Raw genomic sequence first — 18,082 nt, forward strand, 5'->3', positions numbered from 1 at the left:
CCATTCTTATTCGTATGAAAGAAAACTTGAGAAAAAATAATGTAAACCAAATTATTAATGATTAATTCCTGATTAATGAAATTCAAGCGTGTTTTACTCAAACTAAGCGGTGAATCACTGATGAGTGCCGATGAAACTGTCGATCCGGGAAAGTTGGCCGCTTATGCAAATGAAATCAAAAGCATCGCCGATAAAGGTGTGGAAGTGGGCATTGTGATCGGCGGAGGAAATATTTTCAGGGGATCGCTGGGAGAAAATGACGGCATTGACAGAGTACAGGGTGATTACATGGGCATGCTGGCTACTGTCGTCAATGGTATGGCTTTGCAATGGGCATTGGAAAAAACCGGTATCAAAGCTCATGTCCTTTCAGGCCTGAGCGTGGAAAAAGTGACTGAACGCATGAGCCGGCGAAAAGCCATTCAGTATCTTGAACATGGCGATGTAGTAATCATTTGTGGCGGCACAGGTAATCCTTTCTTCACGACCGATTCAGCTGCTGTGCTCCGTGCCCTGGAGATAAAAGCTGATGCAGTATTGAAAGGAACCCGCGTGGATGGCGTATATAACTCCGACCCGGAAAAAAATCCCGCAGCTGCGAAATTTGAACACCTGACCTTTGATGAAGCCATCAGCAAAGACTTGAAAATCATGGACCTGACAGCTTTTACCCTCTGCAGGGAAAACAACATGCTGATCATTGTCTTCAACTTCAATATACCCGGAAATCTGCTGAAAGTTTTAACAGGAGAAAATGTTGGCACTGTCATTAGTAATCACTAGTATATTATTTTTGTAGTCATCTATTAAACCGACAGCTATGACAGAAGAATGTCAGTTTTGTCTCGAAGAAGCCAGGGAAAGTATGTCCAATGCCATCGTACATCTGGAGCGCGAATTCCAGAAGATCAGGGCAGGAAAAGCGACACCCGATATGCTCGACAGCATCAGGATCGAATATTATGGCTCTGTAATGCCACTAAGCCAGGTTTCAAATATCAGCACACCCGATGCACGGCAGATCATTGTCCAGCCTTGGGATAAAAGTTTGCTGGATACCATCGACAAGGCCATCATGGCAGCAAATCTCGGCTTTAACCCCATGAACAATGGTGAAGTGCTGCGCATCATCGTTCCAACGCTGACAGAAGAACGCAGAAAGGCACTCGTAAAACAGGCACATAACGAAACCGAAGCTACAAAAGTCAGTATCCGCTCCATCCGACGCATAGCCAACGAAGATGCTAAAAAACTAAAAAATGATGGCACTCCCGAAGACGATATTGAAAAGCTGGAAGAACTCATCCAGAAAATGACCGATGATTTCATCGCTAAAGTTGATAAAGTATTGGAAGCTAAGGAAAAAGATATCATGACGGTCTGAAATTAGGATTCCGGTGAATGCATTATCCATGGAATCTTTCTAACCCTTCAAGCCCAATCCCCTGTTATAAAAATATTTTTAAAGGAATTAAACCTGTATGATTATATTCAATCTAATACTTTCAACAAAATATCTGAAATATGCCAGGAAAGTGAAAAATCTAATATTTATTCTCTGTTTTATATTTTTCGATTTTATCATTGTTCAGGCACAGCGGCCTGGTAATGCCGATTTATCTCAGCGACCCATGGGCGGTGTGATAAAGGGACAAGTCATTGAAGCGGACCTTGGTACACTGATGGAATATGTCAATATCGTACTTTTCAGGTCAAAAGATTCTGTTATGGTCTCCGGCACTGTCACTTCCGAGGATGGAAAATTTGAGCTCCCCCGCGTAACCTTCGGTATCTGCTACATTAAAATCAGCTTTATAGGTTACGACGATAAATTCATGAATGACATCCAGGTTACACCTAAACAACCAATCGTGGACCTGGGCAGGATCACTTTAAAGGCGACAGCAACAAATCTTGGTGGTGTTGAAATTGTTGCTGATAAGCAACACGTCGTTTACCAGATCGACAAAAAAATAATAAACGTCAGCCAGGATCTTATGTCACAGGGTGGTACTGCTATTGAGGCTCTGGAAAACGTGCCCTCGGTGCAGGTCGACATTGACGGCAACGTAAGCCTGAGAGGCAGCGGCAGCTTTACCCTTCTCATTGATGGCCGCCCCAGTGTCCTCGAAAACAGCGAAGCCCTGCGGCAAATACCTGCATCTTCTATCGATCGTATTGAAATTATCACAAATCCGTCTGTTAAATATGATCCCGACGGCACCGCAGGCATCATTAACGTGATCATGAAAAAAAATATCAAAGCCGGTCTGAACGGAATCCTCAACGCCTCAGTGGGAACAGGTGATAAATATAGCGCCAGCCTTCTTCTGAATTACAGGTTAAAAAAAATCAATTTCTTTGGTGGCATCGACTATAATAACTTCCATTCCACCGGAAAAGGCCATTCCACTACTGAAACCTACCTGATTGACACGACGAATTACCGGAATACCGATTCCCAAAGAAAATCAGCGAGAAAGGGCTATAATGTTAAAGGTGGCATAGATTATTTCGTCACTGATAAAAGCACTGTTTCTCTTTCAGGACGATATGGATATTATGGATCTGACATGAATAACTCATCTAACCGCTATATCTATACCCTACCTGTCACGACAGATGATTATTCCTATTCCGACAATGTATCTGAGAGAAAAGGTAATTTTTACGATGCAACGCTCAACTTCCAGCATAAATTCAAGGAAAATGGCCATACCCTGGAAGCTATGGCATTCTTCTCCAAGCGGATCGGCGATGACAATGAGACTCAGTCGGACTATACCACCGACCAAAACTGGAATATCATCGATTATAATCCCGATATCAACCGCACCTCCGAAGACGACCATTCAAATAATTTCAGGTTAAAGGCCGACTATGTAAGGCCTTTGGGCACAGCTGGGAAACTCGAAGCCGGATTTCAGAGCCGTATCGCAAAAGAAAATGCCACCTATCTCTTTCAGAATTACGATTATGTGTCAGGATCGTGGATTGATAATCCGATGTATAGCAGCCAGATGGATTTCAGGGAATCCATTCATTCTCTGTATGCGATGTTTTCGAGCAAATGGCTTGGCTTTCAGTATCAGCTTGGATTACGCGGCGAATATACTGACAGGCGGATTGAGGACATTCAATCGCCCGATCCCTATGTCCTTTCGCTATGGGATTATTTCCCTACCATCCACCTGTCGCGTGAGTTGCCACTGGAACAGCAGTTGATGCTTAGTTACAGCCGCCGTATAAACCGTCCCCATGGGTGGGATTTGGACCCCTTTCAAAACTATATGGATCCCTATAATATCCGCATGGGAAATCCTGGCTTAAAACCGGAATATATTGATTCATACGAACTGGGCTACCAGAAAAAATTCAGCGAATCGTTTGTCGCCCTGGATTCATATTACCGTATCACCAGGAACAAAATGGATGAGGTAACCACATTGCGGTCCGATGGCATTATGATTCATAAAGATGAAAACCTCAACAAGGATTATTCACTGGGAGCGGAACTGTCAGCAGATCTTGTATTAGCCAAATGGCTTGAGTTGTTTGGAAGCTTCGATATGTTCCATTACCGTCTGGTCGGAACTCTCAATGATGTGCCGGTCGATAATAAAAGTCTCACTTGGGAAGGACGCTTTAATGTCACAGTGAAGCTCAGGGGCGACCTGCGTTTTCAGCTGACAACCCGATATGAAGGACCGCAGGTGGAAGCCCAGGGTACTGAGAAAGGTTCCTTTATGGCTAACCTGGCTGTCAGGAAAGACTTCCTGCAAAGGAAACTCTCTGTTTCCTTATCTGCAAGAGACCTTTTTAAAACGGCTAAGCATGAAATGAGCACTAATGGCGTTGGCTTTTACTCACATGACCGTTTTACCCGTGAAGCCCCCGTTGTTATCCTGACCCTCAGCTATAGGATTAACAACTACAAAAAGGAGCTGGACAAACTGGAGAATGGTGAGGATAGACAGGATAGCGGTGAAGAAACAGAGTTCTAAAGTCTCTTTGTCAGGTTCTGAACCACCTCGAACTTATTTAAAAACTGCTTGGCAATAATGCGCGCCACAGTATAGGCAGGGATTGCCAGTAACATACCGATGATACCGGCAATGCTGCCGGCAAGGAGTATCACAACGAATATCTCCAGTGGGTGTGCCCGTACGCTGGTTGAGTAAATCCATGGCTGTAATACGATATCATCGATGCCCTTGACAACAATAAATGTTCCGATGATCTTCAGGAAAATGGGCATAAGTGCCGTATACTCACCGCTGTTCACGCTGGCCGTAATGCCAATCAGTACACCCAGCGCTGCGGCAATAAATGGACCCAAGTATGGAATAACATTGATCAGCCCGCCAAAAAAACCGATCAGAAAAGCATTATCCACGCCCAGAATAGTTAAAATTATGGAAAGCATCGCTACCATGCAGATCATTTCAACTGAGAGCCCTATAAAGTAACGTGACAACAATTCCCGGATGGATCTTAAAGCATTGGAAGTCTGCTCCTTATATTTTGAAGGAGTGAACAGCATCATGCCATTGTAAAACAGATGATCATCCTTTAAAAAGAAAAACGTCATGAAAACAATGGAAATAATACCGATAAATATCATTCCTGTGAGGCTTAAAATATTGGAAAAAAGGTTTGAAAAGGTGTTGAGGCTGAAAAAAGATTGTAACTGCCTGTTAAGCAATTCCTCGATAGTCTGATCAGGGGGTAGGATACGGTACCTGATCAGAATTTCCTGCAGATTATTTAAAGGCGTTTTGACACTTTCGTGAAGTTGTTCGAGGTTGATACTTGCAATGACATCCAGCTGCCTGACAACTAATGGTATAAAAAGAATAAAAAAACCGATGATGACAGATAAAATAACAATGAGGGTGATAATAGTGCTGAGCACATGAGGCAGAGTGAACCTGCCAATCTTTATCCTGTCGAGTATCCTGACAAGAGGCTGGCCGATGAAAGAGAGTATGGCTGAAATAAGTATAAAAGACACAATGGCCGAAAACCGCCAGACAAGAAAAAAAATGACTGCGATACCTAGGAGAGTGATGATAAGATTAAAAAATCTGTTCATGATGTAAAGTTATGATAAAAATCAATAAAGGCAAAACATTACCACATTACGAGGAATTTAACCTCACCCCCTTCACCCCCTCTCAGATCCCCGCGTACGCGGGGACCAAGGAGAGGGGGACGGGGGTGAGGCCAATCAAAATAATTCAGGAAGCTGCAAGGTAACCTTGAAGGCAAAGTTATCAATGGTTCTGCTAAGTGTATAAGGTCCTAACCGGTAAAAGGTTCCGAGTCCAACTGAAAAAAGCCCTACATCTAAAAGATGATTGATCAGTAATCCTGTTTCAAAATATCCATCCTCCATCGTTTTATAGTCAATACCATAATGATGGCCAGGATATTTCAGCCATCCGAAACCCATGTTAAAAGCGAATGCCGGCTCCGGATTGAAATGGTTGCCGCGGTAAAGGAGTTTACCAAAATCATGCGTGAAATATAAGGCAATATAACGATCAGAAAGGAATTCATTCAGGTGCATAGTAGCAAAACTGTTTGGGGCAAAGATGGTAAATGCCTGATAACTGCCATTACCCGAATAAAGATCACTGCAGGGAACCGGCGTGTTCACAAGACCTGCGCTGATCTGTACAGACGGTTTACCGATATATCTGATATAAAATGACTTCTGGATTTTCAAGTCAAACCGGTCGTACGCAAATTCTCCTCCAAAAAGATCTTTTAATCCTCTCGTATAATTGAACCATATTATAGGATAATCCGTACCGAGAGATACCCTGGCGCGGGTACTTTTTAAAAACTTCTCCTTATATGCATAGCGGAATCCTATGGATAGTTGTGTGAAATTGAACTGATTGGTCATATTTACAAGGGATTCACCTGCAATACCATAATAATACCCATAACCTGACTTTTTATAAGCTGTACCGAATGACAGGCACATCTTCATGTATTGCAACGCTCGGAATTCAACCGTTGCCTCCTTTACTTCCATCCTGTCCATTTTCATCACCAAAAAATCACGGAGATTTTCATATCTGAACTTACGATAATCATCAAAGAACCGTGTTCCGCCACTTTCAGCCACATCGTTAATATATCGTATGCCGAATTCCAGCTCACGATTGCGGCTCACCAACCAACTGATATCCCCTCCATACTTGGCTGTTTTATCCCTGAATGCATACCCCCAGTAACCACCAAACTTAATATGACGAGAGACCTGCTGATTGGTATGTGCTCCCAGCCCAAAATAAAAGCCCTCAACGTCGTTGTACCTGAAAAATTTATTGACGTCAATGTCAAGAAATTTATAAGGTATTTTATTCGTCATGAGTGTCTCTATAGTCTTGGCAATTCTATCGAACTCCATTGCATCTCCGATGCTGTCAATATAACGGTAAGTTTCTTTGTCCCTAACTGAAAGACTGTCAATGCGATAATCCTTCCAGAATGTCTCCGGCTGTTTGAATGCGATGGGATCTACATCCACTTCAATGCTGCTGAACTGTCTTTTGATTAAATCCGGATTGAGAAGGATATCGCGGATATAACTCTTCCCTATTCCGACAACATGATAGGAGCTGCTGTCAGCATTCACTCCCACAAAGTTCAGAATAATATCCGTATTGAGTTGTACTGGGAACCAATGTGAATTATCGGCCAGTTCATACATTTGCTGAATCTTCATACCGATACCACGTTCTTCCCTGGCAGGCTCTGCAATGACATTTTCTATGGCCCAGCCGTTCGTATTTATATAGAGAAGCCCTTTGAGTCCGTCAAAATTGGTACTCTTATATGGACGGTACGAAATCACATAAGTAGTATCCCGGCTGTTTTCATGAAAAAGAGTATCAGCCAGGTCAAAGAAATATTTATTGATGCTACCCCTGCTTATGGGATTTACATAGTTCTTATCTGAAATTTTTATGAGTTCCTTGTAAAAAGATGTGGACTGCATCTGGGAAATAAGAAATACAAACATCGGATCTTTAAATCCTGATACACGTGAAGCGACGACCTTCTCATAATTTCTGTCGGGATACAGGAATTTACGCTCCGAAACGGTTTCCATCAGAAATAAATTCTTCTCCCTGAAAAACTTCTGTGTTTTGATAAAACCTGAATCAGGACGCAGTGTATCCGGCTTAGAAATAGTATCAACATCAGCAGTAAAGTACATCTTATCATAGGATGTATAAGAAAACGACTGCATTTTCTCCGGGTCATTCCTGTCACGGTTATCGATGGCATTGAGGATGATACGGTGTGCAGGATTTATTCCCGGAAAGATTTCCACGGCCGCCAGGTCAATGATACCGGGAGTGAGCCGGATTAGAAGAGGCTCAGAATAACCGGTCACTGGAAATGCCAGGGTTTTATAACCGACATAACTAAATATCAGTATGCTAATGGGCTGATTATTTGACACTCTGAATTTCCCGTCGATATCGGTCACAGTGCCGCTACGGCTATCGTTGACAACAACATTAACAAAAGCGAGAGGCTGTCGCGTGGCACTGTCAATGACTTTGCCAGCCAAATTATAGGTCTGGGATGACGTAAGATAGGGAAAGAAAAACGCCGTCAGAAAAATCAGCTTTCGGAAAGTGATTCTCATTCCCTTTGTAAACTGTTAGAAATCTGAGTGTAAAAATAGTCTTCGAGTTCCTTCAGGGTGTTCTCATCCTTCACGATATCCTTGACAATAATGCCCTTATCGAGGATGATTATACGGTCGCATACCTCGGTTACATGGTTCAGATCATGACTTGATATGAGCATGGTGATGTCGCGCTGCTTTTTGAGTTCCTTCAGAAGGATCTTTAGTCTGATTTGGGTTGTCGGATCCAGGTTGTTGAAGGGTTCATCCAGTACCAGGATTTCCGGCTCAGCCATCAGGGCAGCAGCTATACCAACCTTTTTCTGATTTCCGTGCGACAGGTCACGGATATATTTCTTTTTACCGGTAATCTCTTCATTAAAAAATTCATTGAAATTGTTATAAAATTCTGTCATATCACCATCCGACAATCCATTGACTTTGCCGATGAATTCAAAATACTCTTCCGGTGTCAGGAAATCAATGAGAAATCCTTCATCGAGGTAGGAACCCGTATAAACTTTCCAGGCATCCTCACGCGCGACGTTCCGGCCATTGGATAATACATACCCGTTGTTAGCGCGAATAAGGTCAAGAACCAACCGGAAGAAGGTTGTTTTCCCTGCCCCGTTATTGCCTACAAGCCCGAAACTCTCCCCTTTCCGGATGACCAGACCGGGTATATTCAGTACGGTCTCACCATTGTAAACCTTGGTTAAATCTTTTACTTCGATCATAATATGACTATTTAATAATTTTATGAATTCACACTGAAATATTTCATTTAATAAGGATCAGCATAAGGATCTATTTTTCCCTGAATCCTTCAGCCATGATGTACTTCCGTTTCTCCAGGTTATTGACAATCAGTTTTAATAATGATTTGTGAAAAGCCAGTCCGGCAACGCCCAGGATGCCTAAAAACAAAATTCCTGCATAAGGGTATCCCGCCAGTCGGAATGGTAGAACCAACAAAACAGGTAAAAGAAAACCCGGTAAAATGGCCAGCCAGTTCATGGCACTTATACCCTGGTAATTGAAGGCCGATGGCCTCGACAGATCTATCCTCTTCTTATTGAATGTGGCCATGTATAATAATATAAATGACAGAAATCCAATATTATACAAATAAAGGGCGAAATTGACAAGTATTATTTTCCAGCCAAAAAAAGCATACGGCAGTGTGACAATAAAACATATTGTACAAAGCATGACCGAGATCATGAATTTGATCCTTATATATTTAATAAAATCTATATTGTTGGTAAGGATAGCATCGAAATAACAACTCTCCCATCCGAAAGCATAGTTGATATAACTGAGCATCATGCCGCCTGTCATGAAAAAGCCGACAAATATCAGGAATGCAAAGCCATCGCGATATATTGGCTGGGGATAGAAGAAAAGCCCGTAAAGTACAAACAACGGAAAGAGATAGATAATCGTCCTTGTCCGCTTATTACGCCACATCAGCTTTATTTCCAGGGCTATCATTTCACCGGTCAGGCCCAGCGTTTTAAAATACCGGAGGTTTGTTAAGGCATCTACATTCCCGTCTTTATGCGTCTGTAGTTCTTCAGCAAATAACTTCGCCCTTAGGAAAGCATAATAATTGACATAAGATAAGATCATCAGGAAGACAGGAATAACAGCCATCACAGGATGGCTGCATAGATAATTAAACATCCGGCCTGATAAAGCCGACAATGAAATGACATGAAAGTAATCGAGAGCTATGGCCAAGGCCAGTATCAGTGCTACATACCCGATAATTCCCGGCTTATTGCCGATCTGACGTTTCAGATAAGAAGCGAAAAAATTATTGAATAATACCAGGCTTATCACCGATATCAGCCAAATCCAGGAAATGCCTGAGGAATATACCTGGGGAATGACCTTAAATGCAAAAGGAATGAAAATAAAAAGAGGCAAGATATTAAAGATGCTGAGTTTGGTTTTTAGCACGGCATAGTGCACGATAGCCGGCTTTTTTACCGGCATGTGCAGGTAGGCCTCAAATGAAAACGCCGAAAGCTGCTGGATAAAAAAACGGACAACCAGATCTGACAGAAAATAATACAGCAGGATCCCATTGAACAGGGTGACAGGATTTTTATCCGGCGCAATGTCACTGAGGATCTTATCGATCAGTATTCCTACCAGGAAAAGCTCAAGGAAAATAATAAACAGGAAGAAGCCCAGAATGACATTGGTCAATACATTTTTCTGCCAAATCGATGACCTGGTAGCCTGCTTCCACTGATGGCGGATGAACCATTTGAACATACAGATAATAGTATTAAATGAACAAGGGGATGGTCAACATTAGTTAGGGGAGCAATTTATGACTTTTTTTGGAAATATGGCTTATTCTCTTACATCAAGTTTAAATCCTGTCCCATGAACATTAAGTATGGATATCCTGGGATCGCCTTTAAAGTATTTTCGCAGTTTTGTGATAAATACATCCATACTCCTGCCTATGAAATAATCATCGTCACCCCAAACCATTATCAATGCCTGTTCGCGGGTAAGGACTTTATTCTTATTGATACACAGCAGTTTTAAAAGGGCTGTTTCCTTTCGTGTGAGTTTTTTTTCGAAGTTATCACTTTTCAGTAACAGATTGTGGGGATCAAAGGTATATTTCCCGATCGTGAATACTTCTTCACTGTCAGGCATGGAGTTTTCCTTTGCAGTACAACGGCGGAGGATAGCTTCAATCCGCAGGCTCAGCTCCTCGCTGCTGAAAGGCTTTGTGATATAATCATCGCAACCCGATTTAAAGCCGATAATACGGTCTTCTTTAAGTGCTTTTGCCGTAAGAAAAATAATCGGTACAGCCTCATTTCTTTCCCTGATTTCATTTGCAAGGGTGAAACCGTCCTTTTTAGGCATCATCACATCGAGAATGCAAAGATCAATCTTATGAGCCCGGAATGATATATATCCTTCTTCACCATCTCTGGCCAGAACTGTTGAATATCCGAGCATCTCAAGATAATCTCCGAGGACAGTGCTCAGGTTGGGATCATCCTCAACAAGCAATATACGAATCCCTGACTTATTATTCTTCATCCTGACCTGGTTTTTCGTTTATGTGGTTAAACGGAAAATAAAGATCGAACCGGCTGCCCTTTCCAATTTCACTTTTCAGGTCAACGCGGCCTCCATGGGCTTCCACCATCGTCTTCACATAATATAATCCAAGACCGAAGCCTTTTACGTCATGAATGTTCCCTGTAGGTACCCGGTAGAACCGCTTGAAAATATTTTTCTGGTTCTCAGCCATGATACCAATCCCCTTGTCTTCAACAGATATTAAAATACCATTATTGACGTTACATGTCGATATCGAAATATATGGCGATTCCGGAGAATACTTGTTCGCATTATCAATGACATTGTTTATGATATTGATGAAATGGATGCGGTCAGCCATGAGGACGTATTTGGAGGCCTCCAGGTCCATTCTGATCTTACCTTTCCGTTCCTTCATCACCAGGCAGAGATTCTTGACAATGCTTTGTATCGTTTTATGAACGTCTATCTCTCTGAACTTTAACTTAAAATCACTCTTGTCAAGAACGGCAATGTTCAGAACCTGCTCCACCTGGTTTTTTAGACGCAGGTTCTCATCAAAAATGACATGAGCATACCTCCTGGTTTTGTCAGGATACTGAATCACTTCAGGCTTTAAAAGCATTTCACTGGCCAGCGAGATCGTTGATATCGGGGTTTTAAATTCATGTGTCATGTTATTCACAAAATCCGATTTCATCTGCGATAATTTCTTCTGCCTGAATAACGAAAAAATCGAAAAAGAAAAGGCAAAAACTAATATAATCAGGAAAACGATCGATAAAATTAACCAGGGAATAATTCTGCTGAGAATCAATCCACGCTGGTTGAAAAAATAAATCCCAAGTAAATAATTACCTCCTTTGCACACACAGGCCAGAGATACCACATGAGATGTGCTGATGATTTCATCAGTATAATTCTCATATGTTCCCATGATGAAATTACCCGTTGAATACTGAAACACGCCATAGACATAATCCTTACCAATCATCATTGTACAGAATTCATCCTTGATCAGGGAATCCAGTAATGGGGCGTCGACAACATCATATATATTTGCACGTCCGGGGAAACAGGCAGGGAGATCTGAATTGATGTTGGCTTGCTCCGTTATCTGCTTATGGCTGAGAAGCTGGGCGACAACACTTTTCAATGAAATGATCACCCGGCTGTTAAATTGTTCCTCCTTCAGCTTATAGGCATTGTCAATCCAGAACAACTGCGTGATGATCACTCCAATAAGGGAAACAGAAGCAACAAGTATAATGACCAGTATTGTTCTCTTTTTCATGCACCAAAATTACGGCTAATGATCAGTGAATAAGAGTTATTTAACAAATTTTTAACAGTATTTAACGCTTTATTAACACAGGTGTATTCAAACCTTTGCTAAGTTTGCTCCGTAAAAAACGAAAACTTATTTATTAACCTTAAAATATAGTCACAATGAAAAAACTTTTGATCAGTTTAACCTTAGCCGCCTTCTTGACATCAGGAATAGTTGGTGTATACAAGGCAGAAGCTCAGTCAACACCTCAGAAACCCAAGACTGAAAAGATTCAGACTGAAAAGGATGCAAAACAGGTAACAAATCAACAGGCACCCGCTGCTCCCCAGGGAACAGCCACCCCAACAACAAACGATGCTATCAAAACCTCCACTGGCGTAAAAGGTTGCCCGATGCAGAAAAGCTGCGAACCAAAAGCTGGTTGCTGCCCAAAAACTAAAAGCTGTTGTCCAAAAGATAAAACCGGTTGTGTATCGAAAAATCCTGGCAAGAAATAATAAGCATTTCATATAACTTTTTATACCCCGGCATTCACCGGGGTTTTTTATTTTTGTAAATCAAACTCTATGAAATATTTCTGAAATGATCACAGTTGAGACTATTTACGAAGGAAATTTAAGGACAAGGGCTAAACATACCCTGTCGGGTGAGATAATAATTACCGACGCTCCTGTTGACAACCAGGGCAAAGGCGAAGCATTTTCACCAACAGACTTGCTGGCTGCTGCACTTGGCAGTTGTATGCTGACCATTATCGGCATTGCTGCCAGCAGATATAACTTCTCCATTGACGGAACACAAATTTCCATTACAAAAATTATGGCCACAAATCCCAGAAGAGTCGGCGAAGTCATCATTGATTTCCATTTCCCGGATAACGGCTATTCCGAAAAAAATAAAACCATCATCAGGAATGCTGCTTTAAAATGTCCTGTTTCCCTGAGCCTTCATCCTGATGTCAGGCAAACTATAAATTTTAATTTTTGACAGCCATGGAATTACATATTCCACTTGGTGCCAAAAGAAAACAGCACGTTACTGTCAGGATGAAGGATACTGCATTCCGCTATGGATCAGGGCTTGTTGACGTCTACGCTACACCGGCAATGATCGCATTAATGGAAAATACTGCCCAGCTAAGTGTGAAACCCTATCTCCCCGAGGGTCATATAACCGTCGGAACAGCCATCGATATCAGGCATCATAAAGCAACTCCCGTTGGTATGAAAGTAACCTGTGAATCGGTACTAACGGCGGTGGAAGGGAAAAAACTAACTTTCAGCGTCACCGCCTGGGATGAGAAAGGGCTTATCGGATCCGGAAGCCATTCACGATATATTGTTAATACTGAAGAATTTCTCAACAGACTCAGATGACTTCAATACAGGCCTATAAAATGATCGCCAAAACTTTCGCCGGACTCGAACCGGTTCTGGCTGCCGAACTAAAAGAACTCGGAGCAGAAAATATTGAAATCCTCTCCCGCGCTGTCAGCTTTTCCGGCGACAAAGCATTAATGTACAAGTCAAATCTTTGGTGCAGGACAGCTCTCCATATCCTGCAACCCATCGCTTCTTTCCCGGTTATGGATGACCGGCAATTATATGATAAGATCAGTGATATACCCTGGTGGGAGTATTTCGGTCTGCAACAAACATTCAGCATCGACGCAGTTTTAAGCCAGTCAAATATCAGCCACTCACAGTACGCAGTGCAAAAGACAAAAGATGCTATCGTCGATCAATTCCGGAAAAAATATGATCAGCGTCCCAGTGTAAGTAAAGATGATCCTGATATGTATATCAGCATTCATATCAGCAGGAATTTTTGCACAGTGTCACTGGATAGTTCAGGTGAATCCCTATATAAAAGGGGATATCGAAACAGGGGCTGGCTGGCACCTGTTAATGAAGCGCTGGCTGCAGGTCTGATACTTCTTAGCGGATGGAATAAAAACACCTGCTTTCTTGATCCTATGTGCGGCTCGGGAACAATACCCATCGAAGCCGCTCTTATCGCACTTAATATACCGCCAGGTGCGTTTCGTAAAAATTTTGGATTTGAAAAATGGAAGGATTTTGATCCTGCTCTCTGGACCACAGTTAAAAAGGAATCCGAACTGCTCCGTACACCAATCACTCATACCATCATCGGCTCGGATATTTCCGGGCTGATGATTAGGCTGGCATCACAGAATATTAAAAGTGCAGGGCTGGAGCAGGTTATCAAACTTGAAAACAAAGATTTTGAATCGTTTACCCCTCCATGTGAAAATGGCATGATGATTACCAATCCCCCCTATGGCGGACGTATTGGCGTGGATGATATTACTTCCTTATACAAACGATTCGGAGATACATTAAAAAGATCATTTGCCGGATTCACAGCATGGGTGATCAGCGCTGATAAAAATGCCATGAAATCCATTGGACTCAAGCCGTCAAAAAAATACACCGTATATAACGGTCCGCTTGAGTGTATTTTCGCTAAATTTGAACTCTATAAAGGAAGTAAAAAAGTAAATAATCAGTCACATGGCCAGGATTAATAAAATCGGAATATTGTCTTCTGGGGGTGATGCACCAGGAATGAATGCAGCTATCAGAGCCACAGTGAGGCATGCCCTGTTCAATAATATTGAAGTTGTCGGAATTTACCGGGGATACGAAGGACTCATTGATAAACAGTTTCAGACTCTAAACCGTAATTCGGTTTCCAATATTATCCATCTAGGCGGCACTATCCTGAAAACTGCACGCAGTGAGAGATTCATGACTGAAGAGGGCATGGATAAAGCCTATCAGAACCTTGTTGATGCAAAGATCGACGCACTGGTGGCCATCGGTGGTGATGGCACCTTCAGGGGTGCTAACATTCTCGGATCAAAGTATGAATATCCGATTGTCGGATTACCTGGCACCATTGATAATGATCTATTTGGTACCGATTTCACCATCGGCCATGATACCGCTGTCAACACCGTCATACAGGCTGTGGATAAAATCAGGGATACCGCTACTTCACATAACAGGCTTTTCTTTGTTGAGGTAATGGGGCGTGACTCTGGATTCATCGCCCTGCGCAGCGGACTGGCTTCGGGAGCAGAATTTATCCTTGTACCGGAAACCAAGACATACATCGATTACATGGTACGGATGTTGAAAAACGACTGGAAAAAAAATAAAACCTCCGGAATCATCATTGTGGCCGAAGGTGATGATGCAGGTGGAGCCTATGGTGTCGCAAAACAGATAGAAGAAAAGTTTCCGGAATTTGAAACGCGTGTCACTATCCTCGGCCATATCCAGCGGGGAGGATCCCCTACTGCCAATGACCGCATCCTCTCCACCCTGCTCGGATATGAGGCAGTCATTGCTTTACTCGCCGGAGAAAGCGGCATCATGATTGGTATGATCGATAAAAAAATCGTCCTCACACCATTATCTCAGGCCGTCAAACAGCATCCCGAGCTTGACCATCACCTGCTTGAAATCGCCAGGATAGTATCGTTGTAAATAATCTTCACCCTTTGCGAAAAGGAATGCTATGTTTGTTGATGTCATTCTGCCATTGCCGGTGCCGGGACTGTTCACGTACAGTGTTCCACCTGAATTAGATGATCAGGTTGAATCCGGTAAAAGGGTTGTCGTTCAGTTTGGCAAACATAAGATTTACTCCGGATTGATACACACAGTGCATTCGGTACCACCAAAAGACATCCATCCAAAAGAAATTCTTTCAGTACCCGACAGTATACCACTGGTGAATCCTATCCAGATCGCATTCTGGGAGTGGATGGCATCCTATTACATGTCAACACTCGGTGAAGTGATGACTGCCAGCCTGCCCTCAGCTCTCAAACTGTCCAGTGAATCTAAAATCGTCATCAACCCCTCATTCACCGGCGATATTTCCCTCCTGAATGAAAAGGAATACCTCGTCGCACTGGCACTTCAGAACCAGGAGGAACTCACCATCACAGATGTCTCAATGATTGTCCGGCAGGGGAAGGTTATTCCGCTTATAAAAAATCTTATTGAAAAACAGGTCATCAGTATCAGAGAAGAGCTGGTGGAACAGTACAGGCCGAAAATAGAGAACTTTGTCAGGCTTACAGATAAATTCAGAGATGACACCGCACTGAATAAGCTATTTGATGAGCTGAATAAAAGGGCCTTTAAACAGCTGGAATTACTGGTCTCCTATATTAAACTTTCTTCCGGGGGGAGGGCGGGATTTGATGATATCCGGCGTATCGACTTGCTAAAAAGCGTCAAAGCTTCTGCTTCCCAGTTAGACTCCCTCATTAAGAAAAAAATTTTCGAGACTATCGAAAAAAAAACCAGCAGGCTCGGTGAATTCCAATCCAACCTCACCGCTGATACTATCACACTCACTGACCATCAGCGTAAAGCCTTTGATCAGATTAAAGAGACCTTCCGGCATAAAGATATCGTTCTGTTACACGGTATCACATCCAGTGGTAAAACCGAGATGTATATCAAGCTCATCCAGGAGTACCTCGATGCAGGTAAACAGGTGCTGTATCTCCTTCCTGAAATTACGCTGACAACCCAGATTATCAGCAGGCTGCGAAAGTATTTCGGCAGCAAAATCGGTGTGTACCATTCACGTTACAATGAAAACGAAAGGGTGGAAATATGGAATGCGGTAGTGAAAAACTGCCTTTCAAAGCCTGTAAATCAAAATCACCAGGTCATTCTCGGAGCCCGGTCGGCATTATTCCTTCCTTATGACAACCTCGGGTTGGTGATCATCGATGAAGAGCATGATACATCCTATAAGCAACAGGACCCTGCACCACGTTACCAGGCTAGGGATTCTGCCCTCTACCTGGCACGGCTTCATGGTGCCAAAACCTTGCTGGGCTCAGCAACCCCATCTGTCGAAAGCTATCATAATGCCCTGAGTGAGAAATACGGCCTCGTTGAACTGACTGAACGGTATGGAGGTATACAGCTTCCCGAAATCAGCGTGGTAGATATCAAAGCTGAAACACGGCGTAAACAGATGCAGTCCATCTTCTCCCAATTCCTGCTCGATCACATCCATCATGCTTTGCTCAACCATGAACAGGCTATTCTTTTCCAGAACAGACGCGGATTCTCCCTCAGGATAGAATGCGATACCTGTAACTGGGTGCCACAATGTAAAAACTGCGACGTCACACTCATCTATCATAAGAAAAGTAACCACCTCCGCTGCCATTATTGCGGTTATACGATGTATGTGCCGGGCAAATGTCCGCTATGCAAAAATACCCGTCTGATCATGCAGGGATTCGGCACCGAGAAGGTGGAAGAAGAACTTGCGGTTTTCTTTCCCGATGCCGCTATCACCCGTATGGACCTTGATACAACAAAAACAAGGTACGCTCACCAGCGCATCATCAATGACCTGGAAGCCAGAAAGATCGACATTCTGGTCGGCACACAGATGGTCACCAAGGGACTAGACTTCGACAATGTCAACATGGTGTGCATACTCAATGCCGATAATATGCTTACTTTTCCTGATTTCAGGGCTCATGAACGGAGTTTCCAGATGATGGCACAGGTCAGCGGAAGATCAGGCAGGAAAAATAAACGCGGCAAGGTCATCATCCAGACTGCCAATCCGCAACACCCGGTGATAAAAGATGTTGTCGAGAACGATTACCTCTCCATGTACAACCGGGAGATCATGCAGCGGCAAAAATTCAAGTACCCGCCCTTTTACAGGCTGGTGCTGGTAAAACTTCAGCATCGCGACCTGAATCTGCTCAATAAGGCTGCTGAAGTACTGGCCGCCCAACTCAGGCAACGCTTTCCAAAACGGATACTGGGACCGGAATATCCGCTCATATCAAGAATCAAGAACCTTTACATCAAACAGGTCATGATAAAAATCGAACGGACTGAGTCAGCTTCAGCTATGAAAACAGAGATCAGTAAATTAATTGATAAATTTCAGACTGCACTGGAATATAAACCTGTCAGGGTGATTATCAATGTCGACCCCATTTAATAAACCCAGGAATAAATTCCTGGGCC

15 protein-coding genes are annotated in these 18,082 nt (G+C 42.8%); 9 read left to right on the forward strand and 6 right to left on the reverse strand.

The features are described from left to right. Positions 1-75: 75 nt before the first annotated feature. The 3 genes from pyrH to NT175_14340 all read left to right on the forward strand — a co-directional run bounded on the left by pyrH (position 76) and on the right by NT175_14340 (position 4,004). Positions 76-783, forward strand: coding sequence for a UMP kinase (gene pyrH / locus NT175_14330; GenBank protein ID MCX6235870.1), 708 nt, complete (start codon positions 76-78; stop codon positions 781-783). A gap of 37 nt (positions 784-820) precedes the next feature. Then, positions 821-1,384 carry a ribosome recycling factor gene (frr, locus tag NT175_14335; GenBank protein MCX6235871.1) on the forward strand — a complete coding sequence of 188 codons (564 nt, stop codon included), beginning with the start codon at positions 821-823 and terminating at the stop codon, positions 1,382-1,384. Between the two features lie 97 nt (positions 1,385-1,481). Beyond that, a complete protein-coding gene (locus NT175_14340) occupies positions 1,482-4,004 on the forward strand; it encodes a TonB-dependent receptor (protein ID MCX6235872.1) in 2,523 nt (840 codons plus the stop codon). On the opposite strand, the gene NT175_14345 is transcribed toward NT175_14340, so the two are convergent. The 6 genes from NT175_14345 to NT175_14370 all read right to left on the reverse strand — a co-directional run bounded on the left by NT175_14345 (position 4,001) and on the right by NT175_14370 (position 12,032). Beyond that, a complete protein-coding gene (locus NT175_14345) occupies positions 4,001-5,095 on the reverse strand; it encodes an AI-2E family transporter (GenBank protein MCX6235873.1) in 1,095 nt (364 codons plus the stop codon). The genes NT175_14340 and NT175_14345 overlap by 4 nt on opposite strands. A gap of 135 nt (positions 5,096-5,230) precedes the next feature. Further along, positions 5,231-7,675, reverse strand: coding sequence for a DUF5686 family protein (locus tag NT175_14350; GenBank protein MCX6235874.1), 2,445 nt, complete (start codon positions 7,673-7,675; stop codon positions 5,231-5,233). Further along, on the reverse strand, positions 7,672-8,394 hold the full coding sequence (locus NT175_14355) for an ABC transporter ATP-binding protein (GenBank protein ID MCX6235875.1): 723 nt from the start codon (positions 8,392-8,394) through the stop codon (positions 7,672-7,674). Before NT175_14355 ends, NT175_14350 begins: the two co-directional genes overlap by 4 nt. A gap of 70 nt (positions 8,395-8,464) precedes the next feature. Next, a complete protein-coding gene (locus tag NT175_14360; protein ID MCX6235876.1) occupies positions 8,465-9,943 on the reverse strand; it encodes a DUF5687 family protein in 1,479 nt (492 codons plus the stop codon). Between the two features lie 81 nt (positions 9,944-10,024). Next, positions 10,025-10,735, reverse strand: a complete 711-nt coding sequence (locus NT175_14365; protein ID MCX6235877.1) for a response regulator transcription factor — start codon at positions 10,733-10,735, stop codon at positions 10,025-10,027. After that, positions 10,725-12,032: a HAMP domain-containing sensor histidine kinase gene (locus NT175_14370; protein MCX6235878.1), complete on the reverse strand. Its 1,308-nt coding sequence runs from the start codon at positions 12,030-12,032 to the stop codon at positions 10,725-10,727. The genes NT175_14365 and NT175_14370 overlap by 11 nt, the downstream gene beginning before the upstream one ends. Positions 12,033-12,187: 155 nt before the next feature. Here NT175_14370 and NT175_14375 point away from each other — a divergent pair, with 155 nt between their 5' ends. The 6 genes from NT175_14375 (at position 12,188) to priA (ending at position 18,056) form a co-directional block, all read left to right on the forward strand. After that, positions 12,188-12,526 carry a hypothetical protein gene (locus NT175_14375; GenBank protein MCX6235879.1) on the forward strand — a complete coding sequence of 113 codons (339 nt, stop codon included), beginning with the start codon at positions 12,188-12,190 and terminating at the stop codon, positions 12,524-12,526. Positions 12,527-12,611: 85 nt separating this feature from the next. Further along, on the forward strand, positions 12,612-13,016 hold the full coding sequence (locus NT175_14380; GenBank protein ID MCX6235880.1) for an OsmC family protein: 405 nt from the start codon (positions 12,612-12,614) through the stop codon (positions 13,014-13,016). A gap of 5 nt (positions 13,017-13,021) precedes the next feature. Beyond that, positions 13,022-13,405 carry a thioesterase family protein gene (locus NT175_14385; GenBank protein ID MCX6235881.1) on the forward strand — a complete coding sequence of 128 codons (384 nt, stop codon included), beginning with the start codon at positions 13,022-13,024 and terminating at the stop codon, positions 13,403-13,405. Beyond that, entirely contained in the window at positions 13,402-14,577 is a 1,176-nt protein-coding gene (locus NT175_14390) for a THUMP domain-containing protein (protein ID MCX6235882.1), read from the forward strand. The genes NT175_14385 and NT175_14390 overlap by 4 nt, the downstream gene beginning before the upstream one ends. Next, the gene (gene pfkA / locus NT175_14395) at positions 14,564-15,544 is read left to right on the forward strand and encodes a 6-phosphofructokinase (GenBank protein ID MCX6235883.1); all 981 of its coding nucleotides are present in this window, start codon (positions 14,564-14,566) and stop codon (positions 15,542-15,544) included. Before NT175_14390 ends, pfkA begins: the two co-directional genes overlap by 14 nt. 31 nt (positions 15,545-15,575) lie before the next feature. Continuing rightward, positions 15,576-18,056 (forward strand): primosomal protein N', encoded by a 2,481-nt coding sequence (priA, locus tag NT175_14400; protein ID MCX6235884.1) that lies wholly within the window; start codon positions 15,576-15,578, stop codon positions 18,054-18,056. Positions 18,057-18,082 lie beyond the last annotated feature (26 nt).

Source organism: Bacteroidota bacterium, from assembly GCA_026391695.1.
In the GTDB taxonomy this organism is placed as follows: Bacteria; Bacteroidota; Bacteroidia; order Bacteroidales; family JAGONC01; genus JAPLDP01.